The 24683-nt window shown below is 74.9% G+C and carries 18 protein-coding genes; 9 read left to right on the top strand and 9 right to left on the bottom strand.

Features of this window, described 5'->3' with window-relative positions; all coding sequences use genetic code 11:
* Positions 1–47: 47 nt before the first annotated feature.
* Positions 48–1262: an exo-alpha-sialidase gene (locus ACIP5O_RS12005; protein ID WP_401291720.1), complete on the bottom strand. Its 1215-nt coding sequence runs from the start codon at positions 1260–1262 to the stop codon at positions 48–50.
* Between the two features lie 158 nt (positions 1263–1420).
* The gene (locus ACIP5O_RS12000) at positions 1421–2833 is read right to left on the bottom strand and encodes an aminopeptidase P family protein (RefSeq protein ID WP_401291717.1); all 1413 of its coding nucleotides are present in this window, start codon (positions 2831–2833) and stop codon (positions 1421–1423) included.
* Between the two features lie 149 nt (positions 2834–2982).
* Here ACIP5O_RS12000 and ACIP5O_RS11995 point away from each other — a divergent pair, with 149 nt between their 5' ends.
* Positions 2983–3966 carry a LuxR family transcriptional regulator gene (locus tag ACIP5O_RS11995; protein WP_401291714.1) on the top strand — a complete coding sequence of 328 codons (984 nt, stop codon included), beginning with the start codon at positions 2983–2985 and terminating at the stop codon, positions 3964–3966.
* Here ACIP5O_RS11995 and ACIP5O_RS11990 read toward each other — a convergent pair.
* The 4 genes from ACIP5O_RS11990 to ACIP5O_RS11975 all read right to left on the bottom strand — a co-directional run bounded on the left by ACIP5O_RS11990 (position 3914) and on the right by ACIP5O_RS11975 (position 9280).
* Positions 3914–6001: a prolyl oligopeptidase family protein gene (locus ACIP5O_RS11990; RefSeq protein WP_401291712.1), complete on the bottom strand. Its 2088-nt coding sequence runs from the start codon at positions 5999–6001 to the stop codon at positions 3914–3916. The two genes, ACIP5O_RS11995 and ACIP5O_RS11990, sit on opposite strands and share 53 nt — an antisense overlap.
* 49 nt (positions 6002–6050) lie before the next feature.
* Positions 6051–6593 (bottom strand): FABP family protein, encoded by a 543-nt coding sequence (locus ACIP5O_RS11985; protein ID WP_401291709.1) that lies wholly within the window; start codon positions 6591–6593, stop codon positions 6051–6053.
* Positions 6594–6669: 76 nt separating this feature from the next.
* Entirely contained in the window at positions 6670–7788 is a 1119-nt protein-coding gene (locus ACIP5O_RS11980; RefSeq protein ID WP_401291706.1) for a helix-turn-helix domain-containing protein, read from the bottom strand.
* Positions 7789–8119: 331 nt separating this feature from the next.
* Positions 8120–9280 (bottom strand): hypothetical protein, encoded by a 1161-nt coding sequence (locus tag ACIP5O_RS11975; RefSeq protein WP_401291704.1) that lies wholly within the window; start codon positions 9278–9280, stop codon positions 8120–8122.
* A 505-nt stretch (positions 9281–9785) separates the two neighbouring features.
* Here ACIP5O_RS11975 and ACIP5O_RS11970 point away from each other — a divergent pair.
* The 5 genes from ACIP5O_RS11970 to ACIP5O_RS11950 all read left to right on the top strand — a co-directional run bounded on the left by ACIP5O_RS11970 (position 9786) and on the right by ACIP5O_RS11950 (position 14886).
* Positions 9786–10661 (top strand): ABC transporter permease, encoded by an 876-nt coding sequence (locus ACIP5O_RS11970; protein WP_401291701.1) that lies wholly within the window; start codon positions 9786–9788, stop codon positions 10659–10661.
* Entirely contained in the window at positions 10634–11365 is a 732-nt protein-coding gene (locus ACIP5O_RS11965; protein ID WP_401291698.1) for an ABC transporter ATP-binding protein, read from the top strand. Before ACIP5O_RS11970 ends, ACIP5O_RS11965 begins: the two co-directional genes overlap by 28 nt.
* 61 nt (positions 11366–11426) lie before the next feature.
* Positions 11427–12458, top strand: a complete 1032-nt coding sequence (locus tag ACIP5O_RS11960) for an ABC transporter substrate-binding protein (protein ID WP_401291695.1) — start codon at positions 11427–11429, stop codon at positions 12456–12458.
* Entirely contained in the window at positions 12458–13669 is a 1212-nt protein-coding gene (locus ACIP5O_RS11955; RefSeq protein ID WP_401291692.1) for an LLM class flavin-dependent oxidoreductase, read from the top strand. Before ACIP5O_RS11960 ends, ACIP5O_RS11955 begins: the two co-directional genes overlap by 1 nt.
* 80 nt (positions 13670–13749) lie before the next feature.
* The gene (locus tag ACIP5O_RS11950; protein WP_401291690.1) at positions 13750–14886 is read left to right on the top strand and encodes an NAD(P)-binding domain-containing protein; all 1137 of its coding nucleotides are present in this window, start codon (positions 13750–13752) and stop codon (positions 14884–14886) included.
* Between the two features lie 15 nt (positions 14887–14901).
* On the opposite strand, the gene mltG is transcribed toward ACIP5O_RS11950, so the two are convergent.
* Together mltG and ACIP5O_RS11940 are read right to left on the bottom strand one after the other, a co-directional pair.
* Positions 14902–15783 (bottom strand): endolytic transglycosylase MltG, encoded by an 882-nt coding sequence (gene mltG / locus ACIP5O_RS11945; protein ID WP_401291687.1) that lies wholly within the window; start codon positions 15781–15783, stop codon positions 14902–14904.
* A gap of 91 nt (positions 15784–15874) precedes the next feature.
* Positions 15875–17725: an ABC transporter ATP-binding protein gene (locus tag ACIP5O_RS11940; RefSeq protein ID WP_401291684.1), complete on the bottom strand. Its 1851-nt coding sequence runs from the start codon at positions 17723–17725 to the stop codon at positions 15875–15877.
* A gap of 89 nt (positions 17726–17814) precedes the next feature.
* Here ACIP5O_RS11940 and ACIP5O_RS11935 point away from each other — a divergent pair, with 89 nt between their 5' ends.
* The 3 genes from ACIP5O_RS11935 to ACIP5O_RS11925 all read left to right on the top strand — a co-directional run bounded on the left by ACIP5O_RS11935 (position 17815) and on the right by ACIP5O_RS11925 (position 22924).
* Entirely contained in the window at positions 17815–18366 is a 552-nt protein-coding gene (locus ACIP5O_RS11935; protein WP_401291682.1) for a MarR family winged helix-turn-helix transcriptional regulator, read from the top strand.
* A gap of 39 nt (positions 18367–18405) precedes the next feature.
* Positions 18406–21330 carry an FAD-binding and (Fe-S)-binding domain-containing protein gene (locus tag ACIP5O_RS11930; protein ID WP_401291679.1) on the top strand — a complete coding sequence of 975 codons (2925 nt, stop codon included), beginning with the start codon at positions 18406–18408 and terminating at the stop codon, positions 21328–21330.
* 196 nt (positions 21331–21526) lie between these two features.
* Positions 21527–22924, top strand: coding sequence for a Gfo/Idh/MocA family protein (locus ACIP5O_RS11925; RefSeq protein ID WP_401291676.1), 1398 nt, complete (start codon positions 21527–21529; stop codon positions 22922–22924).
* 52 nt (positions 22925–22976) lie between these two features.
* Here the strand turns inward: ACIP5O_RS11925 and ACIP5O_RS11920 are convergent, their stop codons facing one another.
* Positions 22977–24593, bottom strand: coding sequence for a peptide-N4-asparagine amidase (locus ACIP5O_RS11920; RefSeq protein ID WP_401291673.1), 1617 nt, complete (start codon positions 24591–24593; stop codon positions 22977–22979).
* Between the last annotated feature and the right edge of the window lie 90 nt (positions 24594–24683).

Here is a 24683-nt window from a genome sequence, read left to right as displayed (position 1 = left end):
ATAGATGCAGAGGCAGCTAACCGTATGGTCCGCGTTCCGTCCAGGGGTCACCCCCGGGGACGGACCGGCCGGCCCGTCAGTTCCGCCAGGGGGAGGCGGCGGAACTCCAGAGTCTCGTACGGGCTTGCGGTCCCGGTCTCGTGGAGCAGGCCGACCGTCCCGGAGTCCAGGGGCACCAGGTCCGAGTAGCCGGCCTTGCTCCGGGAGACGGCCAGCGCCTTCACGGCGGTCCCGCCGTCGTCCGCGAGGCGCCAGACGGCGGGTTCGGCGCGGGCGTCCGGCACCGAGGGGGCCGAGAACAGCAGGACCCCGCCCGCGTGCAGGAGGCTGCCCTGCACGACGGGCACGCGGTCCAGGGCGGGCTGGGGCGCGAAGGGCCGTTCGAGGGTGGCGCCGCCGTCGCCCGAGACGGCGTCCGCGCGGTTCCCCGGCGCCGTACCGAGCTGGTCGCGGGTGTTGAGGTAGACCCGGCCGTCCGGGAGTTCGGCGGCGGTCGTCTCGTTGGCGTTGACGTGGCCGTCGTGAGCGGCGTCCACGAACCCGAGGCGCCAGGAGCGCCCGCCGTCGTCGCTGAGGAGCGCGTGCGCCCCGTAGTACCGGGGCTCCCGTCCGGTGTCGGAGGTCCCGGCGGGCGGCGCCGCCGAGTGGTCGGCGGGGACGACGAGCCGTCCCGCGTGCGGCCCCCGGGTCAGGGCGAGGGCGTGGCCCGGCCCGGTGGCGTACCAGCGCCATCCGGGGCGCTTCACGCGCGCGGTGATCTCGCGCGGCGCGGAGAACGTCCTTCCGTCGTCGGTGCTGCGCTGGACGAAGACCCGGCGGCCCCGGTCCGCCGGCACCTCGCCGCGCAGGATCAGCTCCTCCGTCGCCTCCCCGCCGTTGTACGAGCTGAGCAGGACCACGTCGCCGGAGCGCGGGTCGACGACCGGCGCGGGGTTGCCGCGCGTGTCGCCGTCCCCGTCGGCGACGACCCGGAGCGGCCCCCAGGTGCACCCGCCGTCCTCCGAGCGCCGCACCACGACGTCGATGTGCCCGCTGTCCCCGCCGCCGGCGACCCGCCCCTCGGCGAAGGCGAGGACGGCGCCCTCCCGGGTCCGCACGGCGGCCGGGATGCGGTAGCGCGCGTAGCCGCCGGTCCCTGCGGCGTACGGGACGGACGCCACGCACGGCGCCGGGGGCGGGGTCGCGTCCGGGGCCGGGGCCAGGGCCGGGGTCGCGCCCGCCACGGTCAGCAGGAGCGCTCCCCAGGTCCGGACGACCGTCATGCGGACTCTCCCTGCCGTCGTGCCGCCCCCGGACCGCCGCCCGGCGGTCTTCCCGGACAGTCTCGGGCCGGGGCGCCCCGCCGGGCGGGTCGGCGCGCCGGACCCGTACGGCGGAACCGGCCCGTCCGGCCCGTCGTGGCGTCAGCACGTCACCCCGGTCAGCCCGCCGTCCTCGCCATCCACGCCTCGACCTCGTCCGCCGAGCGCGGCAGGCCCGCCGACAGGTTCTCGTGGCCGTCGTCGGTGACGAGCAGGTCGTCCTCGATGCGGACGCCGATGCCGCGCCACTCCTCGGGCACCGTCAGGTCGTCGGGCTGGAAGTACAGGCCCGGCTCGACGGTCAGGACCATGCCCGGCGCGAGGACGCCGTCGACGTACTCCTCCGTGCGCGCCCGCGCGCAGTCGTGGACGTCCAGGCCCAGCATGTGGCCGGTGCCGGCCATGGTGAAGCGGCGCTGGAGGCCGAGGGCGTACGCGCGGTCCACCGGGCCCTCGACGAACCCCCACTCCACGAGCCGGGCCGTCAGGCTGCGCTGCGCCGCCTCGTGGAAGGCGCGGTAGGGGGCGCCCGGCCGCACCGCCGCCATCCCGGCCTCCTGCGCCTCGTACACGGCGTCGTACACCCGGCGCTGGACGGGGGTGAAGGTGCCGCTGATCGGAAGGGTGCGCGTGACGTCGGCGGTGTAGAGGGTGCGGGTCTCCACGCCGGCGTCGAGGAGGAGCAGGTCGCCGGGGCGCACCGGTCCGTCGTTGTCCGTCCAGTGCATGATCGTGGCGTGCTCGCCGGCGGCGCAGATCGAGCCGTAGCCGACGGCGTTGCCCTCCAGGCGGGCCCGGCGGAAGAAGGTGCCCTCGATCCAGCGCTCGGAGGAGGCGACCGCGCGGGAGAGCTCCGCGACGCAGTCGGTGAAGCCGCGCACGGTCGAGTCGACCGCCTTGCGCAGCTCTCCGACCTCCCAGGCGTCCTTGACGAGCCGGAGGCCGCTCAGCGCCTCCTCCAGCTCCTCGTCGCGCCCCTCGTCGGTGGTGACGGCCGCTTCGAGCGCCGGGTCGACGCCCCGGACGATCCGGGTCGGGACGCCGGAGCCGGCGGCCAGGTCCTCGGCGGCGGTGCGGACGTCGCGGCAGGGCAGTCCGAGGACGGCCCCGGACTCGGCGAGGGAGTGGCGGCGCCCGGTCCACAGCTCGGCCGTGTACCCGATCCAGAACTCGTCGTCCTCCCGGCTGTCGCGGGGCAGCTGGTAGCAGTACGCGTCGTGGCCGCCGTCGGCGCGGGGTTCGAGGACGAGGGCGCCGTCGCGGGCCCGGTCGCCGGTCAGGTGCACGTAGCCCGAGTACGGGCGGAACGGATAGGTGTCGTCGTTGGAGCGCTGCTTGAGGTTCCCCGAGGGGACGACCAGGCGCTCGCCCGGGAAGAGCGCGGAGAGCGCGGCACGGCGGCGGGCCGCGTACGGGGCCTGCTCGTCGGGTGCGAGCCCGTGCCGCTCGGTGTCGGCCCACCCCGTCCTCATGAGGGCGGAGAGTTCCTCGGAGACGCCTTCGTAGAGACCGTTCTTGCGACCCTTCGCCACGTCCTGCTCCTTCTTCCGGATGGGTTCCCGCGGCCGCCGGGCGTCGGCGGCTCCCGGACGGTACTGCGCCAGGCGCCCGCCGGTGGCCGGGTTCCGCCAGTGGCACGGATCGGACACGGCGGGTCGCGGCGGGCCCCGATAATGCGGCCATGGCGAACGTGAAGCTCGGTGAGGCGCTCCGGCTCCTGGGGATCGGGGAGGGGGCCCGGCGGCTCTATCCGCACCTCCTGGAGCGCGGGCCCGCGCCGCTGGACGTGATCGGCGCGGCGGCCGGTCTGGCGGGCGACGGGCTGGCGGCGGCGTACGGCGAGCTGGTCGACGCGGGGCTTGCGAGCGCCGCCGCGGACGGCGGGGACCCGGTGGCGCCCGTGCCTCCGGCGGCGGGTCTGGAGATCCTCGGCCGGCACCGGGCGGCCGAGCTGGACGAGTCCCGGATCGCGGTCGGCGGGGCGTTCGAGGCGTTCCGGCGGCAGCGGCTGGCGGCGTACCACGACGATCTGGTCGAGGTGGTGACCGGGGAGGCGGTCGGGCCCCGGATGCGGCAGGCGTGGGCCAGCGCGCGGGAGCAGATCCGGCAGCTCGACTCGCCGCCGTACTTCCCGCTGCCGGGCGCCACCGACGACGCCCTGGCGACCCTGGCGCGCGGGGTGACGCAGCGGGTCGTCTACTCGCAGGCGTCCCTGGAGCACCCGGGGCAGCTGGAGGAGTCGATCGAGCCGTGCGTGGAGGCGGGCGAGCAGGCGCGGGTGCTGCCGTCGGTGCCGGTGAAGCTGCTGATCATCGACGAGGCGTACGCGCTGGTCTCGCTCTCCATCAGGGAGGCCGACGTCCACAACAGCATGCTCGTGGTGCAGCCGTGCGGTCTGCTCTCGGCGCTCGTGGCGCTCTTCGAGCAGGCCTGGCGCGGCGCGCTGCCCCTGCACGGTCGTTCGGTGCGGCCGGCGGGGCTGCTGCCCGCCGACCGCCGGCTGCTCCGGCTGCTCGCGGCCGGGGCGGGCGACGACGTCGTCGCCCGGGAGCTCGGGGTCAGCCGCCGTACGCTCTTCCGCCGGATCCAGGTCCTGATGGCCCGGCTCGGTGCTACGAGCCGGTTCCAGATGGCGCTCCAGGCGCAGCGTTCGGGGTGGCTGTGAGGCCGGCCGTCACCCGGTCTTCCGTCTTCGTGAGGTTCTGCCACAGGAAGGTGTGCAGGAGGGCGCTGTTGTGGGCGGCCTGCTCGTTGTCCCCCGCGCCCGCGTGGCCGCCGCCGGTGTTCTCGTGGAACAGGACGCGGTGGCCGAGCTCCCGGAGCCGCGCCGCCGTCTTGCGGGCGTGGCCGGGGTGGACGCGGTCGTCGCGGGTCGAGGTCGTCAGGAGGACGGGCGGGTAGGGCCGGTCCGCCTCCAGGCGGTGGTACGGGGAGAGGTCCCGCAGGTGCGGCAGGTCGGCCTCGTCGTCCGGGTCGCCGTACTCGGCGATCCAGGACGCGCCCGCGAGGAGCCGGTGGAAGCGGGTCATGTCGAGGAGCGGCACCTGCGCGACGATCGCGCCGAACAGCTCGGGGTACCGGGTGAGCATCGCGCCCATGAGCAGGCCGCCGTTGCTGCCGCCCACCGCGCCGAGCCGGTCCGGGGTGGTGACGCCCCGGGCGACGAGGTCCTCGGCGACGGCCGCGAAGTCCTCGAAGGCGCGCGGCCGTGCGGCGCCGAGCGCGGCCTGGTGCCAGTCGGGGCCGTACTCGCCGCCGCCCCGGATGTTGGCGACGACGTGGGTGCCGCCGCGCTCCAGCCAGGCCCGGCCCCGTACGGCGCCGTAGGAGGGGGTGAGGGAGACCTCGAAGCCGCCGTAGCCGTAGAGCAGGGTGGGTCCGGGGCCGGTGGCGGCGTGGTCGGGGCCGATGACGAAGTACGGCACGCGGGTGCCGTCCCGGGAGGTCGCGAAGTGCTGGGCGACGGTCAGGCCGGTCGTGTCGAAGCGGGCCGGGGCCTGCTTGAGGACCTCGGTGTCGCCGCCGATCTCGCCCCGGTGGAGGGTGGAGGGCTGGAGGAAGCCGGACACGTCGAGGAAGTACTCGTCGGAGCGGTCCGGGTCCGTGCCGGCGACGCCGACCTCGGAGAGGGGCGGGACCCCGACGAGGGGCGAGCGGTCCCAGGGGCCCGCGTCGGTGGGGGTGAGGACCTCGATGCGGGTGCTGACGTCGCGCATCGTCTGCAGGATCAGGTGGTGGCGGGTCCAGGTGTGCCCGGCGAGGGCGGTCCGCCCGTCCGGGGTGAACAGCACCTCGTGGGCGCGGTCGCCCGCGAGGAAGGCGTCGAAGTCGAACGCGAGGAGCGAGCCGCTCGGCCGCCCCAGCCACGCGGACTTGAGGGTGACGATCAGGTGCCGGCGGTGCGCGTAGGCCTCGGCGTCCTCGGGCACGTCGATCCGCACGAGCCTCCCGCCGGGTTCCAGGAGGTGGGTCTCGCCGCGGAAGAAGTCCAGCGAGCGGCCCACGAAGTCCCGCTCGAAGCCGGGTGTGGTGTCGTGGTACCCCCAGGCCGACACGTCCGCCGCCTCGGCCTCGAAGACCGTTCCGGCCGCCTCCAGCGGGGTGCCGCGCCGCCAGCGGCGGACCGTGCGGGGGTAGCCGGAGTCGGTCAGCGAGTCCGGGCCCGTGTCCGTGCAGACGAAGACGGTGTCGGCGTCGATCCAGCCGATCCGGGTCTTCGCCTCCGGCACCCGGAAGCCGTCCTCGACGAACTCCTTCGCCTCCAGGTCGAACTCGCGGACCACCACGGCGTCGGCGCCGTCCCGGGAGAGGCGCACCAGGGCCCGGTCGTGGGCGGGCCGGCGCGCGACCGCCCCGTCCCACACCCACTTCTCGTCCTCCTCGGCGGCGAGCGCGTCGACGTCGAGGAGGACCTCCCACGCGGGCTCGTCCTTGCGGTACTGCTCCAGGGTCGTGCGCCGCCACACGCCGCGCACGTGCTCGGCGTCCTGCCAGAAGTTGTAGAGGTGCGCGCCGCGCCGGGTGGTGTACGGAATGCGGTCCGAGGCGTCGAGCACCTCCCGCAGCCGCTCCTTCAGCGGGGCGAACCCGGGGTCGGCGGCCAGGGCCTCCGCCGTCTCGGCGTTCCGCTCGGCCACCCACGCGAGGGCGGCGTCGCCGGAGACTTCTTCCAGCCACAGGTACGGGTCGTCATCGCTCACCCCCGTATTGTGCGGGACCGGCGCGCGCGGGCGAAGGGGGCCGCCGGGGTCAGGCGGTCCGGCGGAGCCGTACGGCCAGGTGGTGCTGGAGCGGCCGGCCGACGGCCGCGAGGTCGTGGACGAAGTCGAGGGTGTCCGCGTCGGCGAGGGTGTAGCGGCGGCGGGTGGCGTCGACGCGCTTGGCGGTGGGGGCGAGGGCGACCTCGTGGGTGGCGAGGTCGACGGCGGTGCCGTCCGCGCGGCCGACGGAGAGCTCCGCGATGCCGGTGGGCTGGGTGATCAGCGCCTCGACGCGCCCCTCCGGCTGAAGCCGCCACCAGCCGCTCTCCCGCGCCGAGGGCCGCAGCGGGGTGCCGTCCGCGTCGATCAGCCAGGCGCGCGCCTCGTAGTGGAGGAAGGGCCGCCCGTCGTGGCCGAACGTGACCTCCTGCTCGTACGCGAAGTCCTCGTCGAGCGACGGGTATCCGCCGCGCCCCCGACCGGTCCAGGTCCCCAGGAGCCCGAGGACGGGCGCGAGCAGGGCGTGGGGCGCGGGCTGCGCGTCCGGCCGGAGGGCGTCGGGGTAGGGGTACTGCCGGTCGCGGTCGCTCATGGGGCGTGCTCCTGGGGCGTGGGCCGCGCGGTGCGCGGCCCGGACGTCGTTCTCTTCGGCGGGGTCGTGCGGGGACTCAGGATTCTCCCCGGTCGGGGCGGGGCGCCGCGGCCGGTGGCTCCGCGGCGTGTCCGTCCCCGTCGGGGGCGCGGAGCGCGGCGACGGGCTGTCCGGTCCAGCGGTGGACGGCGCGGCGCAGGCCGCGGGGGTCGGCGTAGCCGGTGCGCCGGGCGATGGCGTCGAGGGTCATGCCGGTGGTCGCGAGCAGGTGGAGGGCGTGTTCGCGCCGTACGGTCTGGAGCTCTTCCGACCAGCTCGTCCGGTGTTCGTCGAGGCGGCGCTGGAGCGTGCGGGTGCTGAGCGCCATGCGCCGGGCCGCGTCCCGCAGGGTGGGGGTCTCCTCGTCCAGGGCGGTCCGGAGGGTGGCGCGGAAGACGTCGAGCCAGTCGCGCAGGGGGACGGCCTCGTCCAGCGACTGCCGGGCGTGTCTGCGCAGGTGGGCGGAGAGGCCGGGGGCGTGGGGCTGGGGTGCCGTGAGGTCGGCGGTCTCGAAGGTGATGGAGTTGACGGGACTGGCGAACTCGACCGCCCGGGTGCCGTACATCTCCGCGAGGCTGCGGTGCGTCCGGGGGGCGCGTGCCGCGAGGGAGACCTTGACGGGGGTGATGTCGCGGCGGGTGCTCTCGCCGAACCTCTGCCGGAACAGGGCGAGGGAGTAGGCCCGTATCGCGGAGGCGACCTCGTCGGTGAGGTCGGCCGCGTTGACGTGGCTGATGGTGACGTGCCGGTCGTCCACGTCGATCCGCAGGGCCTCGGTGCCGGCGTCCGCCACCGTGGCGATGAAGTCGGCGGCGTCGCGGAGGCTTTCGAGCGGTGTCGCCGCCTGGGTGAGGAGGTAGTCCCAGAGGCCGAGGGTTCCCAGGGTGCTCGCGCGGGACATGTTCAGGGAGACCTCGTGCCACGGGGCTTGGAGGGTCATGAGCTCCCAGATGCGGATGTTGGTGGACGCCGGTGGCCGGTAGCGGTCCTCCCGCAGGTGTTCGGGGGCCATGCCGAGCAGATGGGCGTACGCGGCCGGGTCGACTCCGATCCGCGTGGCGGCCGCCGCGTTCAGGCGGGTGAAGGCCGCCGGAGTCGTGCCGGGAAGCGGCGGGGCCTCCGCGGGGGCCGGCTCCACCGGCTCACGGGCGCGCACCGGGCCGTCGTGGCACGTCAGGCCTCGTCCGTGGCGCGTGGGGCCCTTGGGCGGGGGTGGGAGTCGGTCTAGCGTCATGCCTGTCCTTGCGCGGGGTGGACGGGGGGGGATCCTCCACAGCTCACCGCGTGAGGAGCTGTTGGCGCCGGGAGCCGGCGGCCGTTCGAGGGGGCGGCCGCGGGCTCCTGGTTCCCTTGCCGTCGTCGGCGCCGGGGGGGGCGACGACGACGGCGAGGGTCCCGTCCCATCCGTTTTCGGTCCGTGAAGCGTGCGGAGACACGGTAAACGAGTTCGCGGACCGGGCGTGATCAGTGGTGATCACCTTCCGTGATCATGTCGGAGTCCCGGCGCGCCGCCGTCGGGCGGAGGTCCGCTCCCCGCCCCGTGCCGTCACCCGCAGGACGACGGCGGCGGTCGTGCCCGCGAGGAGGCCCCAGGTGAGGGCGGCGGGGATGCCGTGGCCGAGTCCGGCGATCCGGTACACGAAGCCCCCGTACGGGCTCTCCGGGCTCATCGCGATCCGTACCGCCTGGGAGAGCAGCAGGCCGAGGACGGTCGCGCAGACCGTGACCGCCGCCGTCGCGGGGACGGTGGCCCGGGTGAGCAGGCCGGGCAGCCAGCGCAGGGCGCACCAGACCACGACGAGCACCAGGGCGTCGGGCGCGCGGTACAGCAGCCACTCCCCGACCGGCGTGCCCGTCGGGCCGGTCCAGCCGCCGAGCAGCAGCCACTGGCGCAGGAGGTCGCCCGGTTCGGCGAGGAGGCCGCTGCCCGCGAAGCCCGTCTGGAGGAGGGCGGCGACCCGGTCGTACGAGAGGACGACCAGGGACAGGGCGATCAGGGCCGTCCCCGCGGTGGCGGCCGGGCGCGCGGCGCGGGCCGGGACGACCGCGCGGGCCGGCGGTTCGGTGTCCTTGACGGCGATCCGGGCCGTGCACACGGTCGCCGCCGCCGCGACCAGCGAGGTGATCAGCACGATCTGCCGTCCGGAGGAGGCCGCGCCCGCCAGCTGGGGCAGGAAGCGGTAACTGCCGTGTCCCGCCGCGGCGATCAGCCACGGCGCCGACACGGTGACCGCCAGGGCCCCGGCCACCGCGCCCCAGGCCCACACCGCGAGGAACGCGGCCGTCGTGCGGCCCCGGACGGGCGGCAGCCTGCGGACGAGGAGGAGCGCCCCGAGCGCGAAGAGGACGAAGAGGGCGCCGAAGCGGATCTGGAGCCCGGTCTCGTACAGCGTGCGGTAGCGGTCGCTGTCGCTCGTGGCGGTGTCTCCGGTGCCGCCGGACGTCTCCGCGCCGGGGCGGACCCCGGACGGCGGGTCGTACGCCCAGGGGGCCAGCCAGCGTTCGAGTTCGGCGGCCGTCCCGCCGCCGAGCGTGCCTCCGGTGCCGGGCAGGTGCAGCGCCTGGGTGCTCGCGCCCGCCCACCAGAGGAGCGCGGTGAGGATCAGCCCGCCGATCAGCGCCGGTATCGCCGCGCGCCGGTACGTCATGTGTGGTCCCCCGTCGGTGGTGCGTCTCGTGGAGTCGCCGGTGTCCCGTGCGGCCGTCGGCGTTCCGTGCGGCCGTCTCCGTCCCGTACGGCTGACTCCGTCCCGTGTGACTGTCGTTGTCCCGTGCGACTGTCGGTGTCCCGCGCGACTGTCGGTGTCCCGCGCGGTCGCCGGTCCCAGGGAGACTAGAGGGCGGGGATCACGCGCGGGGCACGGGCCCGCCTCGTTTCGGACCCCGGGACGGCGCGTCCACGTTCCGAGACACCGTTGACCCGCCCCGTGACGGCCGCTACGTTCGCGCCATGTTGCGTACAGCCCTGCTCACCACGCGCGGTCACATCGACCTGCTGCGGGTGGCCTCCGCCGCGTGTCGCCGCGGCCGCTGACGCCCTTTCACCGCTCTCCGTTCCTCCCCTGACGCCCTGATCGCCGTGTGCGCGCGCCCGTTCCGCGCCCACGGGCGCTGAGGCGTACCCTCGCCGCCCCCTCCCTCCCGGAGTCCGTCATGACGGTCGACCACGCCCCGCCCCTCTCGGCCCCTTCCGCGCCCGACATATCGGTTCTGCCCGGTTCGGGCATCGAGTCCCTCACCCCCGCACGGGGCCCCGGACGCGGCTTCTCCGTCCCCCGCTGGCTGCGCCGGGCCGTCGGACCGGTGCTGCTGCTCCTCCTCTGGCAACTGTCGAGCTCGGCGGGGGTGCTGCCGGCGGACGTGCTGGCCTCGCCGGGGACCATCGCCCGGGCGGGCGGCGAACTGATCGGGGACGGCACGCTGCCGCACGCCATGGGGGTCTCGCTGCGGCGCGTCGCCGTGGGGCTGCTGCTCGGCGGGGCGGTGGGGATCGCCCTCGCCCTGGTGTCCGGGCTCTCGCGGCTCGGGGAGGACCTCGTCGACGCCCCCGTGCAGATGCTGCGGACGGTGCCCTGGGTCGGCCTCATCCCGCTGTTCATCATCTGGCTGGGGATCGGGGAGGCCCCGAAGGTGGCCCTCATCGCCCTGGGCGTCGCCTTCCACCTCTACCTGAACGTGTACGCCGGGATCCGGGGCGTCGACGCCCAACTCGTCGAGGCCGGCGAGTCCCTGGGGCTCGGCCGGTGGGGCCTGGTCCGGCACGTCGTCCTGCCGGGCGCGCTGCCCGGCGCCATGACCGGTCTGCGGTACTCCCTCGCCACGGCCTGGCTGGCGCTCGTCTTCGGCGAGTCGATCAACGCCGACGCCGGGATCGGCTTCCTCATGAACCAGGCCCGGGAGTTCTTCCGCACGGACGTGATCGTCGTCTGCCTGGTCGTCTACGCCTTCCTCGGCCTGCTCGCCGACGCCCTCGTCCGCACTCTCGAAAGGCTGCTGCTGCAATGGCGACCGACCTTCACCGGGCAGTGACCGTCCGGGATCTCACCCGCTCCTTCGACGGGCGGCCCGTGGTCGACGGGCTCGACCTGACCCTGCACGCCGGGCAGTTCACCGCGCTGCTCGGACACAGCGGCTGCGGCAAGTCCACGCTGCTGCGCGTCCTGGCCGGGCTCGACCGGGAGGTGTCCGGCACCGTCCTCGTCCCGCGCCGCCGCGCCGTCGCCTTCCAGGCGCCGCGCCTCATGCCCTGGAAGAGGGTCTGGCGCAACGTGCTGCTCGGCCTGCCGGGCAAGCCGGACCGGGAGGTCGCGGAGAGGGCCCTGGCCGAGGTGGGTCTCGGCGAGCGCTCGGGCGCCTGGCCGAAGACCCTCTCCGGCGGCGAGGCCCAGCGCGCCTCCCTCGCCAGGGCGTTGGTACGGGATCCGGACCTGCTGCTGCTCGACGAGCCGTTCGGCGCGCTCGACGCGCTCACCCGGATCAAGGCGCAGCGCCTGGTGGCCGAGCTGTGGCAGCGGCGCGGCTGCACGGTCCTGCTCGTCACGCACGACGTGGACGAGGCGCTGCTGCTCGCGGACCGGGCGCTGGTGATGCGGGACGGGGTCATCGCGTACGACACCGCCGTCGACCTCGACCGGCCCCGCTCCCCCGGCGACCCCGCGCTCGCCGCCCTCCGCACCCGCCTGCTCGCCGAACTCGGCGTCGAGGAGGGGAGGGCCGCCGAGAAGGCGGCCTGAATCCCGTCCGCTTCCCCCACTTCCGCATGTGTCCCCTTCGCACCTCCGAGGAGAGAGCCCCGTGAAGTCCTTCCGCCCGTCCGCCGCCGCCCTGCTCCTGCCGCTGGCGCTCCTCGCCTCCGCCTGCTCCGGCGCCTCCGCGGCCGGCGAGGCCTCGAACACCGACGGCAAGGGCGCCCTCGTCCTGAACGTCGGCGACCAGAAGGGCGGCGCCGAGGCCCTCTTGCGCGCCGCCGGTGAACTCGACGACCTGCCGTACCGCGTCACCTGGTCGACGTTCACCTCCGGCCCACCCCTCCTGGAGGCGGTGAACGCGAAAGCCGTCGACATCGGCTCCGTCGGCAACACCCCGCCCGTCTTCGCCGCCGGCGCCGACTCGAAGATCACCGTGGTCGCCGCGACCCACGGCGACTCGGCGGGCGAGGCGATCCTCGTCCCCGAGGGCTCGCCGCTGCGCACCGCGCGCGACCTGAAGGGGAAGAAGGTCGCCGTCGCCCAGGGCAGCTCCGCCCACTTCCAGCTCGTCGCCTCCCTCGCCAAGGCCGGTCTGAAGCCGTCCGACGTGCAGGTCACCCTGCTCCAGCCGGCCGACGCGCTGGCCGCGTTCACCACCGGCAAGGTGGACGCGTGGGCCGTCTGGGACCCGTACACCTCGCAGGTCCTGCTCGGCGGGAAGGGCCGGGTCCTCACCGACGGGCGCGGGGTCGTCAACGGCCTCGGCTTCCAGGTCGCCTCCCCCTCCGCGCTCGCCGACAAGGAGAAGGCGAAGGCGATCGGCGACTTCGTCGAGCGGCTGCGCCGCGCCCAGGACTGGGTGTTCGAGCACCCGGAGGACTGGGCGAAGGCCTGGGCGAAGGAGACCGGCCTGCCGTACGAGGTGGCGCTCGCCGCCGTGAAGCGCAGCAACGGCACCCGCATCCCGGTCGCCCTCGACGGGGCGGCCATCGCCTCCGAGCAGAAGATCGCCGACACCTTCGCCGAACTCAAGCTGATCCCGAAGAAGTTCCGCTTCGCGGACTACGTGGACACCCGTTTCAACAAGGACCTGCCGCCGTCGACCACCGCGGCGCGCAGCTACGGAAAGGCCTCCTGATGAGCGTCCATCTGCACTGGTTCCTGCCGACCGGCGGCGACGGCCGGACCCTCGTCGACCGGCACGCCTACACGGACGGCGGGATCACCCGGAACCGGACCGTGTCCGGGGTGCGCGCGCCCGACATCGACTATCTGGTCCAGATCGCCAAGGCGGCCGAGCAGTTGGGCTTCGAGGCGGTGCTGACCCCGACCGGCACGTGGTGCGAGGACGCCTGGCTGACCACGGTCGCCCTCGCCCAGCACACCGAGCGCCTGAAGTTCCTGGTGGCGTTCCGGCCGGGGGTGATCTCGCCGGTGCTCGCGGCCCAGATGGCGTCCACGTACCAGCGGATCACCCGGGGCCGGCTCCTCCTCAACGTGGTGACCGGCGGCGACTCGGCCGAGCAGCGCCGCTTCGGCGACCACCTGGACCACGACCGGCGGTACGCGCGCACGGCCGAGTTCCTCTCGGTGGTGCGGGGCGTGTGGGGCGGGCGGCCGTACGACTTCGAGGGCGAGCACTTCCACGTCGAGGGCGGGCTCACGGCGCTGCCGCCGGACCCGCTGCCCGAGATCTTCTTCGGCGGCTCGTCCGGGGCGGCCGGGCCGGTGGCGGCGGAGCACGCCGACGTGTACCTGACGTGGGGCGAGCCGCCGTGGCAGGTGAAGGAGAAGATCGACTGGATCCGGCGGCTCGCGGAGGAGCGCGGCCGGACGGTCCGGTTCGGCATCCGGCTGCACACCATCTCCCGGGACTCGGCCCGCGAGGCGTGGGCGACCGCCGACCGGCTGCTCTCCGACCTCGACGCCGAGACGGTCGCCGCCGCGCAGGAGCTCCTCGGCCGCAGCGAGTCGGTCGGCCAGCAGCGGATGCTGGCGCTGCACCGGGGCGGTTCGCTGGACCGCGAGCGCCTGGAGATCTCGCCGAACCTGTGGGCGGGCGTGGGTCTGGTGCGCGGCGGGGCCGGGACCGCGCTCGTCGGCAGCCACGCCGACGTCGCGGACCGGATCGAGGAGTACCACGACCTCGGGGTCGAGCACTTCGTGCTGTCGGGTTACCCGCACCTGGAGGAGGCGTACTGGTTCGGCGAGGGCGTGACGCCGGAGCTGGCGGCGCGCGGGCTGCTGCCCTCTCCCCCGCCCTCCCCGCTCCTCGGCGTCCCGGCGGCGAACGGGCGCCCGGCCTCGGCCCCGGGCGGCGCCCCGCTGCTCGTGCCGGGCGGCCGGTAGAAACCGGTGGCGGCCGGCAGGAGCCGCCGGCGGGACGGGGGTGCGGGAAGATCCGCACCCCCGCCCCGGTTGGTAGAAGCGTGAACGATTTCGTGAGGGAAGAGGCGGCCGGGGAAGCGCGCGCGGTGGACGTCGTCGTGATCGGCGCCGGGCAGGCGGGGCTCTCCGCCGCCTTCCACCTGCGGCGCGCCGGCCTGGAGCCGGACCGGGACTTCGTCGTCCTCGACCACGCCCCGCGCCCGGGCGGCGCCTGGCAGTTCCGGTGGCCCTCCCTCACGTACGGCAAGGTCCACGGCATGCACGCGCTGCCCGGGATGGAGCTGACCGGCGCGGACCCCGCGCGTCCCTCCTCCGAGGTGATCGGCGGCTACTTCGACGCGTACGAGCGGACCTTCGACCTGCGGGTCCACCGGCCCGTGGACGTGACCGCCGTCCGGGAGGGCGAGGGCGGCCGGCTCCGGGTCGAGACCTCGGAGGGCTCTTACGCGACCCGGGCCCTGATCAACGCCACCGGCACCTGGGACCGCCCCTTCTGGCCGCGCCACCCGGGCCAGGAGACCTTCCGGGGCCGTCAGCTGCACACCGCCGGATACCCGGGCCCGGAGGAGTTCGCCGGGCGGCGGGTGCTCGTGGTGGGCGGCGGGGCCTCCGGCACCCAGCACCTGATGGAGATCGCCGAGGTCGCCGCCGACACGTTCTGGGTGACCCGGCGCGAGCCCGTCTTCCGCGAGGGCCCCTTCGGCGAGGCGGAGGGCCGCGCGGCCGTCGCGCTCGTCGAGGAGCGGGTGCGGCGGGGGCTGCCCCCGCAGAGCGTCGTCTCGGTCACCGGCCTCCCGCTCAACGACGCGATCCGGGAGGCACGCGCGACCGGGGTCCTGGACCGGCTCCCGATGTTCGACCGGATCACCCCGACCGGGGTGGCCTGGGACGACGGCCGGAGCGTCGACGTGGACGTGATCCTGTGGGCGACCGGCTTCCGGGCGGCGATCGACCACCTGGCCCCGCTGCGGCTGCGGGAGCCGGGCGGCGGCATCCGGGTGGAGGGCACGCGCGCGGTACGGGACGGGCGCGTCCACCTCGTGGGCTACGGCCCCTCGGCCTCGACGATCGGCGCCAACCGGGCCGGACGCGCGGCGGTCTCCGGTGTCCGCCGGCTCCTGCGCCGCGAGGAGGACCGGGAGCGGGACCGGGAGCGGGCCTCCGTTCCCGCGGGCTGACCCGTCCCCGCCGCCTCAGGGCTTCTCGGCCCTCCGGCGGGCGTTGAACTCGGCCACGTTCGCCCGGTGGGAGGCGTAGTCGGCGGTGAAGCGGGTGTCGCCCGGGGCCACCGTGACGAAGTAGAGCCAGTCCCCGTCCGCCGGGCGGACCACCGCCTCCAGGGCCTGGTCCCCCGGGTTGCCGATGGGGGTCGGCGGCAGGCCCTTGCGCGCGTAGGTGTTGTACGGGCTGGTGGAGCGGGTGTCCTCGTGGGTGGTGTCCACGGTGCTGCGGCCCAGGGCGTAGTTGAGGGTCGAGTCCATCTGGAGGGCCATGCCCCGGGCGAGCCGGTTGTGGACGACCCGGGCGACCCTGGCCATGTCGTCCGGGTTGTCGGCCTCGGCCTGGACGATGCTGGCCGCGATCACCGTCTCGTACACGCTCATTCCGTGGGACCGGGCGCCCTCGGCGATCTCCGGGGTGCCGAACCGCTTCCCGGCCGTGTCCACCATGAAGCGCAGCAGGCCCTCCGGCGCGGTGGTGGAGAGGACCGGGTAGGTGGCGGGGAAGAGGTAGCCCTCGGGGTTGCCGCGGGCCTCGGCGGGCAGCGGGAGGGCGGCGGTGGGGGCGGTCGCGGCCTTCCGGGCGGCTCCCGCCGGGAGCCCGAGCGCCCGGTCGACGGCCGTGTAGACCTGGGCCGAGCGCCAGCCCTCCGGGACGAGCAGGGGGCGGGGCCGCTCGGCGGCCGGTCGCTCGTCGCGGGCGAGCAGCAGGGCGACGGCGACCGCGGCGGCCACGGCGAGGACGCCTCCGAGGAGGAGCACCAGCCACCCGCGGCGGGTGAGGCGGGGGCGGCGGGGCGGCCGGGGGAGGCGGGAACGGTGCGGGGGTGCGTACGGTGTCGGCCGGTACGTCATAGGCGCACGCTAACCCGGCCCGCGCGGGAATCCGGGGAACCCCGCACGCGACGGCCCCCGTACGGCGGCCGGGCGGCGGGTCCCGGAACGCTCACGCGGTCCGGGAGACGGCCGCCCCCACCGATTCGTCCTCCGGGGCCGTGGTGCCGTCCCTGCGGACCAGGGCGGCGTACCGCCCGTCCCGGGCGAGCAGCTCCTCGTGGGTCCCGCGCTCGGCGATCCGCCCCTCCTCCAGGACGACGATCTGGTCGGCGTCGCGGACGGTGGAGAGCCGGTGGGCGATGGTGATGGTGGTGCGGCCGGCCGACAGGGCGTCGATGGCCCGCTGCACGGCGTGCTCGGTGCGGGTGTCCAGGGCGCTGGTCGCCTCGTCGAGGATCAGCACGGGCGGGTCGCGCAGGATGGTGCGCGCGATGGCGAGGCGCTGCTTCTCGCCGCCCGAGAAGCGGTAGCCGCGTTCGCCGACCAGGGTGTCGTAGCCGTCGGGGAGCGAGGCGATGTGGTCGTGGATCTGGGCGGCGCGGGCGGCGGCCTCGATCTCCTCGTCGGTGGCGTCCGGCTTGGCGAAGCGGAGGTTGTCGGCGACGGAGGCGTGGAAGAGGTACGTCTCCTGCGAGACGACGCCGACCGCGCGGGCGAGGGTGTCGAAGTCCAGGTCGCGCACGTCGACCCCGTCGAGGGTGACGCGCCCCTCGGTGACGTCGTACAGCCGGGGCACCAGGTAGCTGAGGGTGGACTTGCCGGAGCCGGTCGGGCCGACGACGGCCAGGCTGCCGCCGGCGGGGACGGTCAGGTCGACGGCGTCCAGGGTCGGGCGGCCGGGGGCCCCGGGGTCGTACCGGAACCCGACCTCCTCGAAGGCGACCTCGCCGCGGACCACCGGCAGCCGGACCGGCTCGGCGGGCTCGGTGATGTCGACGGGCAGGTCGAGGTACTCGAAGATGCGCTGGAAGAGGGCGAGGGAGGTCTGCATCTGCACGCCGGTGGAGAGCAGGCTGACGGCGGGCCGGAAGAGGCCCTGCTGGAGCGAGACGAAGGCGACGAGCGTGCCGAGGGAGATCGCGGTGCCGCCGGATCCGACGGCCAGGCCGGCGGCCCAGTAGATCAGGGCGGGCATGGCGGCCATGACGATGCCGATGGTGGACATCCGCCAGCGGCCGGCCATGGAGGAGCGCACCTCCAGGTCGACCAGGCGCTCGGACTCCTCGGCGAAGGACCGGGTCAGCGAGTCGGCGCGGCCCATGGTGCGGCCGAGCAGGATGCCGCTGACCGAGAGGGACTCGGTGACGGTCGCGGCCATGGCAGCCATCTGCTTCTGGCGCTGGGTGGTGATCCGCTTGCGCTCGCGGCCGACGCGGCGGCTGATCCAGACGAAGACCGGCAGCAGGAGCAGCGAGACGAGGGTGAGCCGCCAGTCGAGGGCGAGCATGGCGACGACGGTGGCGACGACGGCGGTGAGGTTGGAGACGAGGGAGGTGGCCGTGGAGGTGACGGTCGCCTGCATGCCGCCGATGTCGTTGGCGATGCGGGACTGGACCTCGCCGGTGCGCGTGCGCGTGAAGAAGGCGAGCGGCATCCGCTGGAGCTGCTCGTAGACCGCGGTGCGCAGGTCGTGCATGACGCGCTGGCCGACGGTGGTCGAGATGAGGGTCTGGAGCACGCCGAAGACGCTGGTCAGGACGGCGGTGACGATCATGCCGAGGGCGAGCAGGCTGAGCAGCCCGGTGCGGCCCTGGGGGATCGCGACGTCCAGGATCTCCCTGAGCAGGAACGGCGAGGCGACCGAGACGAGCGAGGCGGCGCCGACCAGGAGGCCGACGAGCGCCAGGCGCGCGCGGTAGGGGCGGAAGAGCCGCAGGATGCGCCGCACCTGGGCGGGCTCCCTCGGTTCTCCGGGGTCACGGGGCGGGGGCGTCCATTCGGACTGTTCCTGGGGGCGCATGGGCTCCTTCGGAGGTCTCGGTGTCGATCAGAGCATAGGTCACTGTTACCTATACTCACAATGAACGGGGTCCTGATATTGTTCCCGTCATGAGCACTACCGACCGCACGAGCGATCCGGACGCCCCCGGCAGTACGGGCGGGGAGGGTACTTCCGGCTGTACGGGCGGGGAGGGCACCTCCGGCCGTGCGGGCGGGCCGGGCGCCTCCGACGCCGACGGACTCCTCGCCGAGCAGCTGCTCCGGCTCACCCGCCGGCTGCACCGCATCCAGAAGCGCCACCTGGAGCCGGTCGGCATCACCCCCGCGCAGTCCCGGCTCCTGCGCACGGTCGCGGCCTTCGGGGAGCCGCCCCGGATGGCCGATCTCGCGGCCCGCCTGGAGGTCGTCCCCAGGGCGGTGACCAGCCTCGTCGACGGCCTGGAGACGGCCGGCCGGGTGCGCAGAGCGCCCGATCCGGACAACCGCCGCGTGATCCGGATCGAGCTCACCGACGCGGGCCGCGCCACGCTGCGGGAGCTGCGCAGCGCGCGCCGGGCGGCCGCAGAGGACATCCTTGCCCCATTGACCGCCGAACAGCGCGAGGTGCTCGGAGGCCTGCTGACCGCCCTGGTCGACCCCGGCCCGGAGGGCGGCTGCTGACCCCTAGGGGACGGGATCGCGCCGAAGGGGAGCCGTGACATGCCGCTGCTGGAACCGGACCCGCAGGCCCTCCGTCCCGGCCGGGAGCGGACCCCGGCCCCGGACCGGGTCCCGGATCTGCACGCCAAGGGGACGTCGCGCCGGCTGCGCGAGGAGCTGACCGGGATCCTCGGCCCCGGGAAGGTGCTCGGGAGGATCTCCGACCTCGTCCGCTACGCCTCGGACGCGAGCCCCTACCGCTTCGTGCCGCAGGTCGTCGTGGTCGCCGAGGACATCGACGACGTCTCCGCCGTCCTGTCGTACGCCCACGGCAAGGGCCGCGAGGTGGTCTTCCGGGCCGCCGGGACCAGCCTCAACGGGCAGGCGCAGGGCGAGGACGTCCTCGTGGACGTGCGGCGCCACTGGGCCGGCGTCGAGGTCCTGGACGGCGGCGCCCGCGCCCGGATCCGCCCCGGCACCACCGTCGTGCGGGCCAACGCGGCGCTCGTTCCCCACGGGCGGGTCCTCGGCCCCGACCCCGCCAGCGCGATCGCCTGCACGATCGGCGGGGTCGTCGCCAACAACGCCTCGGGCATGACGGCCGGCACGACCCGCAACTCCTACCGGACCGTCGCCTCGCTCACCGCCGTCCTGCCGAGCGGCACCGTGGTCGACACCGCCGATCCTGACGCCGACGAGGAGCTGGCGCGCGCCGAACCGGCGCTCTGCGCGGAGCTGCTCGCGCTGAAGGCCGAGATCGAGGCGGACGCCGAGCTGACCGCCCGCATCCGGGCCAAGTACACCCTCAAGAACACCAACGGCTACCGGCTCGACGCCCTCCTCGACGGGGACACGCCCGTCCAGATCCTGCGGGGCCTCATGGTGGGCTCCCAGGGCACCCTCGGCTTCCTCTCCGAGGTCGTCTTCGACACCCTGCCGCTGGACCGCGAGGTCTCCACGGCGCTGCTCTTCTTCCCCTCACTGCCGGCCGCCGCCGCGGCCGTGCCGCTGTTCAACGAGGCCGGGGCGGTCGCCGTCGAGCTGATGGACGGCAACACGCTGCGGGCCTCGGTCAGCGTGGCGGGCGTGCCCGCCGACTGGGCGGAGCTGCCGAAGGACACCACGGCGCTCCTGGTCGAGTTCCGGGCCCCGGACCCGGCCGCCCTGGAGGCGTACGAGCGGGCGGCGGACGAGGTCCTCGCCGGTCTCGACCCGGTCGCCCCGGTGGCGTCCGTGGAGAACGCGTTCACCCGCGACCCGAAGCGGATCGGCGGCTACTGGAAGGCCCGCAAGGCGTTCGTGACGGCGGTCGGCGGCGCGCGCCCCTCCGGCACGACCCTGATCACCGAGGACTTCGCGGTGCCGCCGGCCCGGCTCGCGGAGGCCTGCGCCGCGCTGCTCGACCTCCAGGAGCGGCACGGCTTCGACGCGGCCGTGGCCGGCCACGCGGCCCACGGCAACCTGCACTTCCTGCTCGCCTTCGACGCGGCCGACCCCTCCGACGTCGAGCGGTACGCGGCCTTCATGGACGAGTTCTGCAAGCTGACCGTGGAGCGCTTCGACGGCTCCCTGAAGGCCGAGCACGCCACCGGCCGCAACATCGCGCCCTTCCTGGAGCTGGAGTGGGGGACGCGGGCGACCGAGCTGATGTGGCGGATCAAGGAGGCGTTCGACCCGGCCGGGGTGCTGGCCCCGCGGGTCGTCCTGGACCGCGACCCGCAGGCCCACCTGCGCGGCCTGAAGACGATCCCGGCCGTGGAGCGGATCGCCGACCCCTGCATCGAGTGCGGCTTCTGCGAACCGACCTGCCCCAGCCACGACCTGACGACCACTCCGCGCCAGCGGATCGTGCTGCGCCGGGAGATGCTCCGGCAGAACGACGGCTCGCCGGTCGAGACCCGGCTCCTGGAGGAGTACGGCTACGACGCCGTCGACACCTGCGCCGGGGACTCCACGTGCGCGCTCGCCTGCCCGGTCGGCATCGACACGGGCGCCCTGATGAAGGAGTTCCGGCACGAGCGGCACTCGCCGCGCGAGGAGCGGATCGCCGCCCTGACCGCGAAGAACTTCCGGGCCGTGGAGGCCTCCGCGCGGCTCGCGGTCGCCGCCGCCGACCGGATCGGCGACCGGGCCGTGGGGTCGGTGACCGGTCTCGCCCGCAGGGCGGTCCGCCCCGACCTCGTACCGGAGTGGCTGCCGCAGATCCCCGGCGCCGCCCCGCGGCGGCTGCCCCGCACGCACCGCCCGGCGGCGGTCGCCGTCTACTACCCGGCCTGTGTGAACCGGATCTTCGGCGAACCGGACGGCGAGGCCGGGCCCTCGCTCCCCGAGGCCGTCGTCGCGGTGTCGGCGCGGGCCGGGCGACCGGTGTGGATCCCGGACGACGTGACCGGCACCTGCTGCGCGACGATCTGGCACTCCAAGGGGTACGAGCGGGGCAACGAGGTGATGGCCAACCGGATCGTCGAGGCGGCCTGGGGATGGACGGCGGGCGGGACGCTGCCGCTCGTGGTGGACGCCTCCTCGTGCACGCTCGGCATCGCGCGCGAGGTGGTGCCGTACCTGACGGAGGAGAACCGGGAGCTGCACGCCGGGCTCACGGTGGTGGACTCGCTGGTGTGGGCGGCGGACGAGCTGCTCCCCCGGCTCGACGTGCGCCGCCGGGTCGGCTCCGCCGTGGTCCACCCGACGTGCTCGATGCGGCACCTGGGCGACGAGGACCGGCTGACCGAGCTGGCCGGGGCCTGCGCGGAGGAGGTCGTCGTCCCCGCCGACGCGGGCTGCTGCGCCTTCGCGGGCGACCGGGGCATGCTGCACCCGGAGCTGACGGCGTCGGCGACGGCCCGGGAGGCGGCCGAGGTCACGGCCCGGCCGTTCGACGCGCACCTCTCGGCCAACCGGACGTGCGAGATCGGGATGGACCGGGCGACGGGCCGGACCTACCGGTCGGCGCTGATCGCCCTGGAACGCGCCACGCGCCCCTGACCTCCTCCGCGCGGTGGTGCCTTCGTTCGTTCGGGTGACGGTCCGCGGCCGGTGCGGCTCCGGGCGGGATCCGGAACAGTAGGGTCCGACTGTCCGGCACGGGGGCCTGTCGGCGCCCTCGCGCACCGTCGGTCACCGGAGCCGGGGCCCGTGCGGGACGCATCGGGCAGCCGTGCCCACAGCCCCGGGAGGTCCCTTGGACGAGCAGACGCCGCACGCCCCGAGCCGCCGCGAGGTCCTCAGGACCAGTGCGGGGGCGGCCGGAGCCGGCCTCGGACTCACCGCCGTCGGCGCCGGGGCCGCCCACGCGGCTCCCGGAGCGGCCCCCGCGGCCGTGCCGGCGCGCCGGGGCGCCACCATGGCCGGGGTCCCCTTCGAGGCCCGTTCCACGGTCCGGGTGGGGATCGTCGGCTTCGGCAACCGGGGCGCCGCCATGATCGGCCACTTCCTCGCCCACTCCTGGGTGCGGGTCGTCGCCGTCTGCGACCCGGTGCGCGCGAAGGCCGAGCGGGCCGCCGCGCAGGTCACCGCCGCCGGGCAGCCGGCCCCCGCCCTGTACGCCAACGGCGAGGAGGACTACGCGAACCTCTGCGCCCGCACCGACCTCGACCTCGTCTACGTGGCCACCCCCTGGGAGACCCACTTCGCCATCGCCCGGGCCGCGATGATGAACGGCAAGCACGTCGGCGTGGAGTGCCCGGCCGCCATGACGATCGACGAGCTGTGGGAGCTGGTCGACCTCTCGGAGCGGACCCGCCGGCACTGCATGCAGCTGGAGAACTGCTGCTACGGCCGGAACGAGATGCGGGTGCTGCGGATGGCGCACGCGGGGAAGTTCGGCGAACTCCTGCACGGGGCGGGGGCGTACCTCCACGACCTGCGCGCCCTGCTGTTCTCGCCGACGTACTACGAGGGGCCCTGGCGCCGGCTGTGGCACACCCGGCTGCGCGGCGACCTCTACCCCAACCACGGCTTCGGCCCGGTCGCGAACTACATGGACCTCAACCGGGGCGACCGGGCGGTGAGCATCAGCAGCCTCGGCACCCCGGCGCTCGGACTGGCCGAGTACCGGAAGGAGCACGTGCCGTCCGGCGACCCGAGCGGGAAGGAGACCTACGTCGGGAGCGACCGGACGGTCAGCCTGGTCCGGACGGCGAAGGGGCGGGTGATCCGGCTGGAGCACGACGTCTCCACCCCGCACCCGTACAGCAGGGTCAACAGCCTGGGCGGCACGCGGGGCGTCTTCGAGGACTATCCGCCCCGGATCTACCTGGAGCCGGACCACAAGGACGACGAGTGGGGCGACTTCTCGGCCTACGCCGCCGCGTTCGACCACTGGCTGTGGAAGGAGCACGCCAACCCGCCGGGCGCGCACGGCGGCATGGACTACCTCATGGTCTACCGCCTGGTGCAGTGCCTCCAGAAGGGGCTCGTGCCGGACTTCGACGTGTACGACGCCGCCGTCTGGACGGCTCCGCTGCCGCTGAGCCACGCCTCGATCAGGGCGGGCGGGGCGCCGCAGGAGATCCCGGACTTCACGCGCGGGGAGTGGCAGCGGGCCCGCCCGGGCGTGGACTCGGCGAAACCGGCCTGAGAAGGGACCGTGCCCGGCCCCCTGCCTGCGCGGGGCCGGGCACGGTCCTCTCTCAGCAGCGGCGCAGGTCCCGGGTCACGGTGCCCTGGACGGCCGTCAGGGTCCGGTCGTAGCAGCCCTCGGAGCCGTACAGGCGGTAGCGCTCGGTCGTGGTGCCGACGGCGTGCCGCTCCTCGCGCGGCACGCCGGTGGTGTACGTCGCGTCGCCGGTGTACGTGTCGTCGAGGCGCGTCCGGGACGGGCGCCGTCCGTCGCGCAGGACGGTGGTGTCGGCGCGGTCCCCGAGCGTGAGGACGGTCCGCAGCCGGTCGCCCGCGCCGATCGTGGTCTCGCCGTCCACGGTGTACGCGCGGTCGGTGCGGGTGGTGGTGCGGCCGCCGGTCACGGTCTCCCGGTCGGTCCAGCGGGCGGTGAGCGCGTCCGGGTTCTCCCCCTCGCCCCAGCGGTGGACGGAGGTGTGGCCGACGGTCCGGGTGACGGTGGTGGCGATCCGGCCGTGCGAGGTGTTCAGGTGGCCGGCGACGGTGAGCCGGTGCTCAGCGTCGGTGTCGAGCCGGTGCGGGGCGTCCGCCGAACCGGGCGTGTACGCCGAGGAGTTACGGGGCGCGCTCTCCTCGTGCCGGTCGAGGCCCCCGGTGACGACCCGGCTGCCCTCGTCCTGCCAGAGGAGGATGTTGGTGGGCACGGACCAGCCCGCCCGGCCGGCCGGGACGCCGGCGACGGTGACCTCCACGCGGTGGGGGCGCCCGTCGTTGAGGATCCCGGCGAAGGGGGTCAGGTCGTAGACGACCGGCCGCACGTCGAAGGCGCGGGGGCCGGGGGTGACGTACCAGAGGAAGGGGTTGGACCAGCCGCCGGTCCAGACCGTGGGGAAGGGGGCGGCGATGCCGGCGAGGCGTCCGTCGACGGAGACGCGGACCTCGCGGTGCGGTCCGCCGGACGCCCGGCAGGAGTAGGGCGCGGCGTCGGGGACGGAGAGGTACCAGTACTCCTCGCAGCCGCCGCCCGAGCCGGTGGCGTACACCTCGGCGAGGAGGCGTTCGGTGTTGCGCGGGGTGGTGAGGGTGGCGCCGGTGAGCGGGAGGACCCGGTCGGGGGTGCCGGCGGCGGGCTTCACGCGGCCCCGGGCGGTGTGGAAGGTGAGGGTGACGCGGACGTCGAGGACGCCGGTGTACGTCTCGTTCACGACATTGCCGATGAGCATCTCGACGGGCTGCGGCCGGGCGAGGACGTCGCGGTAGCGGGTGACGTCCTTCTCGACGGACCAGGTGATGCCGTCGGGCGAGGGCTGGGGCGTGGAGGTGCGGAGGATCTCGACGCCGCCGACGGCGACGTGTCCGAGCCGGTCGTACTGGCGGCCCTTCACCTTGCCCTCCAGGCGGAGGACGACCTTGTTCCAGCCGGTGCCGCATTCCTTCGGCGGGGTGTAACTCCCCTGGTACGGGGTGAAGTCGCGGAACCGCGCGGCGGCGAGGACGACTTCGCAGCGGGGGGTCCCGGGGGTGTCGACGGGCGGGGCGGCGGTGACCGGGTCGTGCCAGTCGGTGGTGAACTCGGCCGGGGGCGTGGGGCCGTTCGGGCCCGCGGCGGCGGCCGGCTGGGTGGTGAACAGTGCGGCGGCGGTCAGGAGCAGCGCGCCGATCGCACTCGTGGTCCTGGGTGGTCTCATGGGGCGGAAGTGAAGCGCGGTGGCCCGGGCCGGTCCAGAGGACGATGATCGGACGTGGCGCGATCTGTTCCCTCGTGGGGAAAATCGATT

Origin of the sequence: Streptomyces sp. NPDC088915 (assembly GCF_044749825.1) — a bacterium.
Classification (GTDB): Bacteria; Actinomycetota; Actinomycetes; order Streptomycetales; family Streptomycetaceae; genus Streptomyces.
The sequence above is the reverse complement of the archived record's forward strand: the minus strand, read 5'-3'. Positions and strand labels throughout refer to the sequence as shown.

Coding starts and splice junctions, on each gene's coding strand:
- mltG (WP_401291687.1), bottom strand. CDS start 15,783: ATGACGTACCGGCCGACACCGTACGCACCCCCGCACCGTTCCCGCCTC.
- ACIP5O_RS11920 (WP_401291673.1), bottom strand. CDS start 24,593: ATGAGACCACCCAGGACCACGAGTGCGATCGGCGCGCTGCTCCTGACC.
- ACIP5O_RS11930 (WP_401291679.1), top strand. CDS start 18,406: ATGCCGCTGCTGGAACCGGACCCGCAGGCCCTCCGTCCCGGCCGGGAG.
- ACIP5O_RS12005 (WP_401291720.1), bottom strand. CDS start 1,262: ATGACGGTCGTCCGGACCTGGGGAGCGCTCCTGCTGACCGTGGCGGGC.
- ACIP5O_RS11965 (WP_401291698.1), top strand. CDS start 10,634: ATGGCGACCGACCTTCACCGGGCAGTGACCGTCCGGGATCTCACCCGC.
- ACIP5O_RS11935 (WP_401291682.1), top strand. CDS start 17,815: ATGAGCACTACCGACCGCACGAGCGATCCGGACGCCCCCGGCAGTACG.
- ACIP5O_RS11985 (WP_401291709.1), bottom strand. CDS start 6,593: ATGAGCGACCGCGACCGGCAGTACCCCTACCCCGACGCCCTCCGGCCG.
- ACIP5O_RS11975 (WP_401291704.1), bottom strand. CDS start 9,280: ATGACGTACCGGCGCGCGGCGATACCGGCGCTGATCGGCGGGCTGATC.
- ACIP5O_RS11970 (WP_401291701.1), top strand. CDS start 9,786: ATGACGGTCGACCACGCCCCGCCCCTCTCGGCCCCTTCCGCGCCCGAC.
- ACIP5O_RS11955 (WP_401291692.1), top strand. CDS start 12,458: ATGAGCGTCCATCTGCACTGGTTCCTGCCGACCGGCGGCGACGGCCGG.
- ACIP5O_RS11995 (WP_401291714.1), top strand. CDS start 2,983: ATGGCGAACGTGAAGCTCGGTGAGGCGCTCCGGCTCCTGGGGATCGGG.
- ACIP5O_RS11940 (WP_401291684.1), bottom strand. CDS start 17,725: ATGCGCCCCCAGGAACAGTCCGAATGGACGCCCCCGCCCCGTGACCCC.